The following is a 12,396-nucleotide window of genomic DNA, read 5'->3' as shown; positions in this document are numbered from 1 at the left end:
TCGTTTTGTTAACTCAAGCTTATTCCTCAAGCTGCGAATAATAAGTTTTACTAATGCATAGCTTTACAAATTGGCATTTTACGAATTGAATATTTCACGTCAAGATAATAAGTAATAACACCACTGCACATAATACATTTTTGGATAAAACTAATGGTTCAACTCACACAGTTAATTCAAGCTGAAACAAATCCAGGACGTTTAACAGTTGAAACTGTTGAAATAGCTCCTCAAACTACCGCGATTCGCTGTCTTGATTGGGATAGAGAGCGTTTTGATGTTGAGTTTGGTTTGCGGAATGGAACAACTTATAATTCTTTCTTAATAGAGGGTGAAAAAGTTGCTTTGGTTGATACTTCTCACCGCAAATTTGAGGATTTATATCTATCGATACTTGCGGGATTGATTGATGTAAATAGAATAGATTACTTAATTATTAGTCACACCGAACCAGACCATAGTGGCTTGGTTAAAAATATTTTAAAACTAGCTCCTTCTATTACTGTTGTTGGCGCTAAGGTAGCGATTCAATTTTTAGAAAACATGGTTCACCAGCCTTTTGAATCAATGGTGGTGAAAAGCGGACAAAAGTTAGATTTAGGCAACGGACATGAATTAGAATTTGTTTCCGCACCTAATTTACATTGGCCCGATACAATCTTTACTTACGACCATAAAAGCAACATTCTCTATACTTGTGATGTATTTGGAATGCATTACTGTGATGACCGCACTTATGATGAGAATTTCAGCATAATAGAGGAAGATTACAAATATTATTACGACTGTTTGATGGGTCCGAATGCACGTTCGGTGTTGTCGGCTTTAAAGCGGATTCAAAAATTAGAAATAGGCACGGTTGCAACAGGACACGGACCTTTATTAAAACACCATATTCCAGAATGGATTGGACGCTATCAAGATTGGAGTTCGGAGAAAACTAAAAAAGAAACATTAGTAGCTTTATTTTACGTAGAAGATTACGGTTATAGCGAAGAATTAGTAAGAGCGGTTGCACATGGCAGTGACAAAACAGATGTAATTGTAGAATTAGTAGATATCAATAATACCGAGCTTCAAGAAGTCCGAGAAATAGTTACACAAGCTCACGGTTTAGTTATTGGAATGCCTCCCCAATCTTCCGATGTAGCTCAAGTCGCTTTAAACACCATCTTAGCTACTGCTCATAATAAGCAAGCAATTGGTTTATTAGAATCGGGAGGAGGAGAAGATGAACCCATTTATCCCTTACGAAATAAGTTTCAAGAATTGGGATTAACCGAAATCTTTCCTCCGATATTAGTTAAGGAAACTCCCACTAAAGCCACAGAACAACTTTGTGATGAAGCGGGAACCGATTTAGGACAATGGTTGAACCGCGACAAGACAATTAAACAAATCAAATCTATCGATAACGAGCTAGAAAAATCATTAGGACGGATTAGCACCGGACTTTATATTATTACTGCCAAAAAAGGAGAAGTTCAAAGTGCAATGCTGGCTTCTTGGGTGACACAAGCGAGCGTCAATCCATTGGGAGTTGCAATTGCAGTAGCCAAAGACAGGGCAATTGAATCCTTGCTGCATGTTGGAGACAGCTTTGTTTTAAACGTCTTGGAAGAAGGGAAATATCAAGGATTAATGAGACATTTCCTCAAGCGCTTTCCTCCTGGTGCAGACAGATTTGCTGGAGTAAAAACATATCCCGCTCAAACCAATGAATCTCCAATTTTAGCTGAAGCTCTGGCTTATATGGAATGTGAAATCACCAGTCGCATGGATTGTGGAGACCATTGGGTGATTTATAGTACCATCCACACCGGACGAGTTGCCCAGGTAAATGCATTAACCGCAGTCCACCATCGGAAAATAGGCAATCATTATTAGTTAGTGGTTAGTGGTTAGTGGGAACATAATTACTCCTATCCCGCTCTAAGATTTCCTATAAAAATTTCTCCCTCACTCTCTCCCTCTCTCACTCCCTCCCTCAATCACTTAGGTAATCTTTTACCGGGAAGGGAGTAGTTATTATCTCCCCCCTCTACCCCACGCCATTTGCTACAACGGAGGGAACCTCCGCAACGCAATGGCTCCTCTTCCCCCTCATCTCTCCCATCTACCCCTCTTCCCGCTATGTATAATCCTGCTGAAAATACCTCGAATTCCATGTATGAAATCAACCGGGAGCGCGTTGTCAAAAGCTTGGAATTTATTCAAGACACAATTGTAATTTGCTTGTGTATCGGTTTATTTAGCTTCATGGTGCTTGAGGTAAGAGATATGTTTCTCTCTTTGCTTCCACCTCTAGAGTCTCATGCTGTTACTGCCGATATTCTGTTTTTGCTGATTTTAGTTGAGTTATTCCGACTGCTGATTATTTACTTGCAGGAACATCGAGTATCTATTGGTGTAGCTGTTGAAGTTTCCATTGTTTCCGCATTGCGAGAAATTATTGTTAAAGGTGTTTTAGAAATCGGTTGGACTCAAGTTGTAGCAACCTGTGCCTTTTTACTAGTTCTAGGAGTACTATTAGTTCTCCGAGTTTGGCTACCCCCTACCTTTAATGGTATCGATCCCGAACAAGCAGTATCTCAACGCTATCGAAATCGACAAAATAAATCGGAATTAATAGAAACCAATGGGCGTTAACAGTGAGCAGTGAACAGTGAACAGTGATGAATTAGAAAGTTTTACCCCCTCTAACCCAATTACCAATTACCAAATACCAAATACCAAATTTAATCCAATATTGATTATGTCAACTACTACCACAACCACAAATCGTAAAAGAGATGTCCAAGTTGCTGAAATTGGTCAAGATACAAAAATTTTGCGATCGCGAACTTGGGAACGATTAAAGTTTGAAGTTGAATATTCCCGTCAAAAGGGAACTACAGCAAATTCTTATTTGATACAAGCTGATAAAAAAGCTTTAATCGATCCTCCTGGTGAATCTTTTACGGAAATTTATCTCCAAGAATTAAAGCAACATCTAGACCTTACTAGCTTAGATTATATTATTCTGGGTCATGTCAATCCCAACCGTAGAAAAACTTTAGAAGCATTGCTGCCAATAGCTCCTCAAGCAACTATAATTTGCTCTCGTCCGGCTGCGAATGCGCTCAAAGCGGCTTTGCCTGAGTGGGAATCGCGAATTCAAACTGTACGCTCCGAGGATACTCTAGATTTAGGAGGTGGACACGATCTAACATTTGTGACTATACCTACTCCCCGTTGGGCTGATGGACTTTGTACTTATGATTCAGGTACAAAAATTCTCTATACAGATAAATTGTTTGGCGCTCATATTTGCGAAGATACCTTATTTGATAAAGACTGGAAAAGTTTAGATGCGGAACGTCGTTACTATTTTGACTGTCTCCACGCACCCCAAGCCAAACAAGTCGAAGCTATTTTAGAAAAGATTGCAGTTTTTCCTGCCAAAACCTACGCTCCCGGTCATGGTCCAATTGTTAATTATAGTCTCAGTAGATTCACTTATGATTACAATCAATGGTGCCAGAATCAAAAATCCAAAGAGTTGAGCGTTGCTTTGCTTTATGCTTCTGCTTATGGGAATACAGCGATTTTGGCAGGTGCGATCGCTCAAGGTTTAGTTGAAAATGGAGTGAATGTAAAATCTATTAATTGCGAACTCGCAGATACAGAAGAGATTACCCGCATTGTAGAAGCTTGCGATGGATTGATTATTGGCTCGCCGACATTAGGTGGACATGCACCAACTCAAATTCAAACCGCTTTAGGAATAATTCTTTCAACAGCAGCTAAAACCAAATTAGCAGGAGTCTTTGGCTCCTATGGGTGGAGTGGAGAAGCAGTTGATTTAATAGAAAACAAGTTTAAAGATGCCAATTATCGCTTGGGGTTTGAATCAATTCGGGTTCGTTTCACTCCTACACCTCAAATTCTCAAAGAGTGTCAAGAAGCTGGTGGATTATTTGCTGAAAACTTGAAAAAATCTAAAAAAAATCGTACTCCTAGCCAAGTTATTACGGAAACCCATATAGATCGTACCGAACAAGCAGTAGGGCGAATTGTTGGTTCCTTGTGTGTTGTAACAACTCGCGATGGAGAGACAGATAAAGGTGTTTTAACTTCTTGGGTATCTCAAGCCAGCTTTAACCCCCCAGGAATCATGATTGCTATTGCTGACGAACAAAATGCAGATTTGATATGTAATTTAGGGGATAAATTTGTACTAAATATCCTCAAAGAAGGCAGAAATGTGCGCCGTTATTTTTCTCGTCATAGTACATTAGGAGATAATCCGTTTGTCGATCTATCTACAAAAACTGCTGACAACGGTTGTCTCGTTCTCACCGAAGCATTATCTTACTTAGAATGTACCGTACAAAATAGAACCAAATGCGGTGAAAGATGGTTAATTTATGCTGTAGTTGATAACGGTGAAGTCTTTGAAAATGAAGGTTTGACTGCTGTAGAACACCGGAAATCGGGGAGTTATTATTAGTTATTGTAGAGACGTAGCAGTGCTACGTCTCCCGACGTTTGAACAGCTTTTTACTTAACAATCCATTTTCGCCAGTCAACATTATTCTCCTCACATGGTTGATATAATTCTGGATTACCAGATACAAGCACTTCAGCAATCATCTGCATAGATTTGGTTTTACTAGGTATATAAAATTCAGAATTAGGGTTATAGACATCGGGATGATGCCAATTGTCTAGTTGAATAATTTGAGTTAATTCTTCAGGTACTATTTCTCTTAATTCTGTTTCAGTTGCTAGAATTTGCGTGCGATATTTGTTTGCGATATGAATTGTCAGGTCAAAATTAAAGTTATCTTTTATCTGAAGATGTCTCGGAATTTCCCTTGAGTGAACTATAATTTTCTTACCGCGAATCACTACTAACAAATAGTCCGGGATTTCTTGCTCCGAATCTTCCCATACATCAAATCCTTCGTCGCAAATAATTCCTGCTACGGACATATCTTGATAATCTTCTTCTTTGCTTCTTTCTAATTCACCCAATGAATACTTAACTGGGAAATAAGTAGCGAAAGGTTCGTTTATTAAAACACGGCTTCCGAATGCAGAAATAACCAAGACTGGTTCAACACCATTTAAGCCGTACCAACTAACTATTTCTTCTATCGTCAAAGCCCAATTAGCATCGTTTCGGAATCCCGTTAGACGAGCAGTTACCATATCGTAATTCATATTATCAAAACCTGGAAAATATAAATTTGCTGCTGCTCTATCTAAGCAGTTAAGAATATCTTCTGTAATAAAATTTTTCATTTGATATTAGCTTACAAAAAGCTGGCTAAGAGTTACTTCCTCCTTAAATAAGTTAGGCGATCATAAAGCCGAGAGGGGAGTAGTTTTTTTACTTGGGAGTAATTTCAGATTAACAATAGTGCAAGATGTTAGTTATACAGCACTTTGCAGCTAAATGAGGTACAAAGCTATATTCTGAAACTCTTGTAGGATGGAGAGCAGCGAGTCGCGGAGGTTCCGTTGTAGCAACTGCGGGGCATTCCTGCCCGTCCGAATGTACTTTACCAAAACTAAATATGCTGTATCTACAATTCGGGAATGACAAATCCAGTTAGTCACAACTAGTACAATTATTTACTTGATTCACAAATTCATAAAAAAAAATACAAGTATGTTCTAGCAACACTGATAGTACTTTTGTCGCTACCGGAAGGCATAGAATACCACAAAATCCCACCGAATCTGTTGATTTAAATCTAAATTGGTCAAATATTCGCGATTTATCAGCATTTCGTAAACGAGATAATAATATTATTGAAAATACACGGGTATCAAATCAATCAGTCATTGTAGAAGCGACTGGTTTTATGCGTAATGAAAATGGGGAAATTGAACTTGTTGCTCTTCAAAATACCCCTTTGGTAAATAAACAAATTGCCGATTGTAGTGGCTGATATACGTTCAAATAATGTTTTTAATATACAGTTTCAAAAGGCAAGAAATTGAGGAAGTATGAATCTTGTCTTTTTCGTAAAAAAGAGTAATTATACTTACCGATACTTGTTCTATTTTTACGAATAAACTTTGCGTATTTGAAAAAATATTGTTAGTATTCAAGTGGATTTTTTGTAGTTATATTGACCAGTGTATTCTACCAATTGATGTAATCAACATTGGAAAATATGGCCATTATTACAGTTACTAGCACCGCAGACAGTGGAGAAGGAACCCTTAGAGAAGCTATCTTAAATGCAAATTCTGGCGATACTGTTCGCTTCGATTCCGCCCTTGCTAACAAGAAGATAACGCTTACTAGCGGTCAATTAGATATCGACAAAGATTTGAGTATTGATGGAGCAGATGCCGAAAACTTTACCATTAGCGGCAATAAATCCAGTCGGGTTTTCTTTGTAGGTAGAGGAAAAGACTTTACGCTAAAAAACTTAACTGTTAGTGATGCTAAAGCAGTTAGCGGCAAAGTTAAGGACAATAAAGCAGAGTTAAGAGGTGGAGGAGTTTTCGCTGATGACTATGCTACTCTCACTATAGATAATGTCGAGTTCAAAGATAACGTAGCCGATCGAGGTGCAGGAATCTACCTGGACTATCGTTCTCAAGGCACAGTCTTGAATAGTAGTTTTGATAACAACGATGGCACTCCTGCTAATTCTGGTTTTAGCGCAGGTGCAATTGCTGCCCAGCAAACTCAAGGCTTGACTGTTGAAAATAGCCGTTTCACTAATAACAAAGGTATAACGGGTGGAGCTATCTATAGTTTGCTCGGTCCATTAACCGTCGAAAACTCTGTTTTTCTTAAAAATAGTGCCAAAGACGGAGGTGGAGCAATCTTTACCGATGGTGCTAGTCCTGGTGGACCAAGAGGGAGTGAACCTGGAACCATTGCTATTCGCAATAGTCAGTTTGAAGGGAATGAAGCCGCTGGTCATGGAGGAGGATTATTTCTATTTTCTTACAAGCAGGACAAAGTATTTGTAGAAGACAGTACAGTTATCAACAACTCTCTGAGCAAAAGTAGCAAGGGAATTGCTCTAGGTGGCGGTATCAGAGGAGGACTAGGCGAACTGACAATCCGTAATACCACTATTGCTGATAACACTTCAGAAATGCAAGGTGGAGGTCTTTGGTATGATGGACCTAACCCACTCACCATTGAAAACACTACTTTATCTGGCAATCGGGCTGTCTCTGATGATGAAGAAACTTTCGACGCGGGAGGCGGTATCTTCATCAATCCGCCATCGAGCGCTCCTATAAGCATTAGCAACTCTACTATCGTTGATAATACTGCTGGCGATGGAGCTGGGGCACTGTGGTTCTCAGGTAAGAATGAAATTACCCTGAGTAATTCAATCGTTGCTAATAATAGCTCAAATAATGGAACGCAAACTTCCTTTCAGCTTATAGATGGCGGAGGAAATATAGAATTTTCAGAACCCGACGGAAGGGGAAGAGTTGTCGAAGGCTCTCAAATAGTTGACCCGAAGTTAGACTCATTGCAAACTATCAATGGTTCTTTAGTGCGTCCTCTCAAGTCTAATAGTCCTGCAATTGATGCAGGCACTAGTACAAGTATAAAAACTGACCAACGCGGTGTAGTACGAGATAGTAGTCCAGATGTAGGAGCATTTGAATTTACCTCGAACCCTTCTAATTCGCAAAGTCCAAACAGCCCTGAGCCTGAGTCTGAATCACCTCCCACAGTTCTTAACAATGAACCCTTACGTTATGAAGCTGAGGAACTGACTCTAAATGGTTATCAAGTTGAAACTGTAGAAGGCTCTGGTGCTAGTGGTGGTAAACATATCTCTCTTAAAGGGACTCGTGGGAATAAAGGCTTTGCTACAGGCACGTTTAATGGTGAAGCTGGAACTTATCAGGTAGAGGTAGGTTACTATGACGAAAACGACGGTCAATCTAGAGCTAAGGTCACTGTAGAAGAAGAGACTACAAGTTTTATCTTTAACCAGGATTTACCCGATGGTTGGGCAAAACCCGCCGCTAAAACTAGCCGTATTGCCATAGAAAAAGTGCAACTACAGTCTGGTGACACCTTTAAAATCGAAGGAAATAGTAACCAAGGTGAATTCGCTCGCTTTGATTATATTGAATTCTCTCCCATTGAAGATGTAGAAGCATTAGAACTCAACTCTAATTCTTTGACTCCACAAAGCCCGAACATAACTGAGCCTCAGTCATCTACAGAAAATGACTCTTTAGTTTCTGAAGTTTCAGAACCTGTCATCAATGGAATAGTAAATCTCCGGAACGTTGATTTCGATAAAGATGATCGAATCGATCAAAAAGTTTCGTTGATTTTAGATGATATTAACAGTACGGCATTCTATAGCAATTCAGGAGGCTTTTACGAAGTCTTGGACTTAGATGGTAGTGTGGTCGATAAAGTTACAAATCAGCTTATTTTACCGGGAGAAAAAGGCTATGAAACAGCAGCACTCAACCAACGTATTACTGAATTAGAGTTCGATGCAGATAATGCTAACTTAACCACAAAGGTTGATGGGGGAATAATTTTAGCACCATACTTGATTACGAATGGTACTCCACAAGAGTTTCTGGACAAAAATCCTACTAATAATATGAATGGAAACGCATTAAATGCCTACTTTGGTTTTGGCAATGCTAATCCAGATGGGATAGAGCACCTCAAATCTTTAGATAACGGCTTTGCCTTTGAGGATATGTATGGCGGGGGCGACAAAGATTTTAGCGATTTGACTTTCACTGTTACTGTTGAGAGCGCATAATTTTCCATATTATGCAGTAATAATTTGAAATTTTGAACTATTGAGATACCCGCAGGACTTACGCAATTGTCATAAGCCTTTGGTTGGTGCGTGACAGGAAAACCTTATTATTGCGTTCAGAATCAATCAGTGTACTAGCAACGGCAATAAAGGGGGAAGAAAATCTACACCCCTTTTTGCCTCCCCTACAAGCAAAATGTGCCACTTGCGTAAGTCCTAACCCGGTAAAACCGGTTAATAAAGTTCAAAATACAGCTTTTTTCTAATTTACCTAATTTATGTTTAACCGGAAAATACAGCAGATTTTATTTTAGTGAAGTACATTCGGACGGGCATTCCTGCCCGTACTATAAGAGCTTTACAGTACAGTCTTGTACCTCATTTACCTGCTAAGTGCTGTAAGTAACAAAAGGTTCATTTATCAAAATTATGCTTCCGAATGCAAAAATCGTCAGCACTGCTTCAACACAATTTAAGTAGGTGGGTGAGAAAATTTATAACTATGTCATTGCGAGCGAAATGAAATGAAGCGAAGCATTCAGCAAAGCTGCGGCTCATCTCAAGGGTTTCGGCTAATTTACATTTCGTTACTTAGTTCGTTGTATTTGCACCTACCTACTTAAGCAATTGAAAACTGTTATTTTTTCTTCAGATAGCATTCAGCGCCAATAACTACATTAATCTTTCACTAAAATTGTTATTTCTAATATAAATAATGATTTGCTTCTCCGATTTATAACTATGATTAACCCTCGTGAAATCTACGATTTAATGTTAGATTATGGCAATAAAAATACCCAAACAAAAGAAATTATCATCGGTTTAACTTGGACTTTATGCTTAACTGAAGGTGCTGGTTTATGCATGAGTCCAGGAATGCTGACTCGGACGTTACCTTTTTCCGGAACTTTAGTAAATAAATCAATTTCCGATTTAGCTCCTTGGCTGCGTTCGTGGAATCCCTATCAAGCAACTATCGGAATGGCAGCGATTAATTCTGTTATCAATTCCTCTTCAAATTTACCCGATACTGGTACGCTTTTATCTCCCGATAGTTCGGCAAATTTAGCAGTATTCGAGCATTTTTTACCACAGATTCGTCACAAAAATGTTTGCATAATTGGACGCTATCCGGGATTGAATAAATATTCCGAAGAAATGCAAATGAAAGTAATCGAATTAAATCCGGGACCACAAGATTTTCCCGCACCAGCTTCAGAATATTTGCTACCGGAAGCCGAATGGGTATTTTTAACTGCTACTTCTATTGCGAATAAAACCTTTCCTCGCTTAGTTCAGTTAGCAAAAAATTCTAAATTAGTTTTAATGGGACCAACTCTTCCTTGGTTGCCAGACTTAAAGCAAATGGGAATCGATTATTTAGCAGGAATTAAAGTTACCAATTTACAAGCTTTAAGAGAAACAGTTGCCGAAGGTGGTGGCGTGAAAATCTTTGAAACTGGGATTCAATATAGTGTAGTTGAGTTGTGAGTAATTAAGGTTAAAGGTCAAAGGTTAAAGGTTAAAGGTTAGAGGTTAAAGGTTAAAGGTTAAAGGTTAAAGGTGAAGAGTTAGGAGTTAGGAATTAGGAATTAATTCTTTACTGTTCACTGTTCACTGTTCACTGTTTAAAGCGGAAATCTACTGTGTAGCTTTTTGCATTCTTCTTTTAATATCCCGGATTTGATTTTTATGGAAGCTGGAGATTTAGTTATTACTTCTTCACATGACATATTAATCATGTTGGGGTTGTAATCATCTTCAAAATCTGAAGCACCTGCACCATAAACTATTTCGGAAACACCAGCCCAAAAGATAGTCGCAGCACACATTGCACAGGGTTCGCAGGTAGAATACAGTGTATACCCTGATTCTAAAGCCGCAGTTTTCAAACGTTTGGTTAATTTACGTAGAACATTAACTTCAGCGTGACAGCTTGGATCTGCATCTGATTCTACGGTATTACCGGCTTTCTCAACTATTTCGTTATCCTTCACAATCACCGCACCAAAAGGGGTTTCGCTCTTTTCAGCTTCGGCGATCGCCATTTGCATTATTTCTTCAGGAGACATAATCAGTTATCAATGAACAGTGAACAGTGAACAGTGAACTGTTAAATTACGACTATACAATCATAGGTCTAGTTGTTAACTATTATGATCATAGACAGTTTCAGGGCTAAATTACGTAAGGAAGCGCAACTTTGGCGTGATGAAGGAATAATACAGGATTCTCAATACGAACAATTATCCCAAAGGTATCAGTTTGATAGTTTAGATAATGTTGCTCAAGATAGATTTATTTTTATTTTGATTGGAGTCGGTTGTATACTCGTAGGCTTAGGAGCAATTACTTTTGTCGCTGCGAATTGGCAAGCATGGTCTCGTGAAGTAAAGTTAGTTTTACTATTAAGTCTATTTTTTGCAACAAATATTATTGGTTTTTTCCTTTGGAGAGAACCTGTATTCGACAATGCAGGGAAAAAACGACGGCAGCGTAAGCGAGTCTTTGGACATGGTTTACTGCTTTTAGGCGCTCTACTTTTAGGCGCAAATATGGCGTTTATGGCGCAGACATTCCATATAAGCGGTTCCGATTACGAACTGTATTTATTCTGGGGAATTGGCGTTTTGGTAATGGCTTATGGCTTGCGCTTGGCTTCTTTAGGAGTGTTTGCTTTCGTCTTGATTAACATTGGTTATTTTATCGGCTTAGGAAGATTATGGACTAATTTGTATGAATTGTCTTTATCAATACTAATGTTAGAGCATATGCCACTTCTTTGGTTGGGGCTATTTGTTCCCTTAGCGTATATCTGTAAATCGCGATGGATTTTTGCATTATCTACAATTGCTTTTGCTATTTCGCTGCAATTTAATCTAGGTAAATATTACGGAACAACCTGGATAATTTCTTTTGCTTTTGCACTACCAGGAGCATTACTGTGGAGTTATGACGATTTACTTTTTCCGAAAGTCGATCAAAGATGGTTTCAATCGGTTGCGCGTAATGTGGCGCTGTTGTTCTTCAGTGTTTTATTCTATATCCTGTCTTTCCGGTTATATTGGCGATTTGCTGATTATTCTAATGAATACAATTCAATATCAAACTTATTTTTATTAATAGATTTGCTGATTATTACAGCTTTAAGTCTATATCAGTGGTTTAATTTACTCCGTCCAAAACGTAACCGGCAACTTCAAATAATTAGTATCAATAATATTACAATTGCTATATTTGTGATAATGGCTGCTTTGGCACCGATTTTAAAACAAAATATTGGTGAAATGTGGTTTTTAGCAATTTGTGTTTTCAATCTATTGTTAGCATTATTAGCTTGCGGAATGATTCGTCAAGGATTGGAATCTAATCAAAGACGTGCTTTTTGGGGAGGAATGATTTTACTAACGCTGCAAATTATTTCCCGAATGCTGGAATACGATACAGCTTTATTACTTAAATCTTTAGTTTTCGTTTTATGCGGAGTTGCTGTTATTGGCGCAGGATTGTGGTTTGAACGTCATCTAAATTCAGTAAGCAGTGAACAGTGAACAGTAAACAGTTACCAGGGAATAACTATTTATTTAACAACTAACAACTACTCCCAACCCACTTTAAAATT

General features: G+C 38.4%; 8 protein-coding genes. 6 read left to right on the top strand and 2 right to left on the bottom strand.

Annotated features, from left to right (window positions below; all coding sequences use genetic code 11):
- Nucleotides 1–153: 153 nt before the first annotated feature.
- The 3 genes from RIV7116_RS29225 (at nucleotide 154) to RIV7116_RS29215 (ending at nucleotide 4,492) form a co-directional block, all read left to right on the top strand.
- Nucleotides 154–1,887, top strand: a complete 1,734-nt coding sequence (locus RIV7116_RS29225; protein ID WP_015121942.1) for a diflavin flavoprotein — start codon at nucleotides 154–156, stop codon at nucleotides 1,885–1,887.
- Between the two features lie 246 nt (nucleotides 1,888–2,133).
- Nucleotides 2,134–2,649, top strand: coding sequence for a phosphate-starvation-inducible PsiE family protein (locus RIV7116_RS29220; RefSeq protein WP_015121941.1), 516 nt, complete (start codon nucleotides 2,134–2,136; stop codon nucleotides 2,647–2,649).
- A 106-nt stretch (nucleotides 2,650–2,755) separates the two neighbouring features.
- The gene (locus RIV7116_RS29215) at nucleotides 2,756–4,492 is read left to right on the top strand and encodes a diflavin flavoprotein (RefSeq protein ID WP_015121940.1); all 1,737 of its coding nucleotides are present in this window, start codon (nucleotides 2,756–2,758) and stop codon (nucleotides 4,490–4,492) included.
- A 50-nt stretch (nucleotides 4,493–4,542) separates the two neighbouring features.
- Here the strand turns inward: RIV7116_RS29215 and RIV7116_RS29210 are convergent, their stop codons facing one another.
- A complete protein-coding gene (locus tag RIV7116_RS29210) occupies nucleotides 4,543–5,289 on the bottom strand; it encodes a hypothetical protein (protein ID WP_015121939.1) in 747 nt (248 codons plus the stop codon).
- A gap of 881 nt (nucleotides 5,290–6,170) precedes the next feature.
- Between RIV7116_RS29210 and RIV7116_RS34305 the strand changes: the two genes are divergently transcribed.
- Both RIV7116_RS34305 and RIV7116_RS29200 read left to right on the top strand, forming a co-directional pair.
- Complete coding sequence (locus RIV7116_RS34305) at nucleotides 6,171–8,774, top strand: right-handed parallel beta-helix repeat-containing protein (RefSeq protein ID WP_015121938.1); 2,604 nt, start codon at nucleotides 6,171–6,173, stop codon at nucleotides 8,772–8,774.
- 741 nt (nucleotides 8,775–9,515) lie between these two features.
- On the top strand, nucleotides 9,516–10,265 hold the full coding sequence (locus RIV7116_RS29200) for a DUF364 domain-containing protein (protein WP_015121937.1): 750 nt from the start codon (nucleotides 9,516–9,518) through the stop codon (nucleotides 10,263–10,265).
- 137 nt (nucleotides 10,266–10,402) lie between these two features.
- Here RIV7116_RS29200 and RIV7116_RS29195 read toward each other — a convergent pair whose 3' ends face one another.
- Nucleotides 10,403–10,846: a nucleoside deaminase gene (locus RIV7116_RS29195; RefSeq protein WP_015121936.1), complete on the bottom strand. Its 444-nt coding sequence runs from the start codon at nucleotides 10,844–10,846 to the stop codon at nucleotides 10,403–10,405.
- 84 nt (nucleotides 10,847–10,930) lie between these two features.
- On the opposite strand from RIV7116_RS29195, the gene RIV7116_RS29190 reads away from it, so the two are divergent.
- Nucleotides 10,931–12,325, top strand: coding sequence for a DUF2157 domain-containing protein (locus RIV7116_RS29190; RefSeq protein WP_015121935.1), 1,395 nt, complete (start codon nucleotides 10,931–10,933; stop codon nucleotides 12,323–12,325).
- Nucleotides 12,326–12,396: the final 71 nt, after the last annotated feature.

The organism is Rivularia sp. PCC 7116, from assembly GCF_000316665.1.
Lineage (GTDB): Bacteria > Cyanobacteriota > Cyanobacteriia > Cyanobacteriales > Nostocaceae > Rivularia.
The sequence above is the reverse complement of the archived record's forward strand: the minus strand, read 5'-3'. Positions and strand labels throughout refer to the sequence as shown.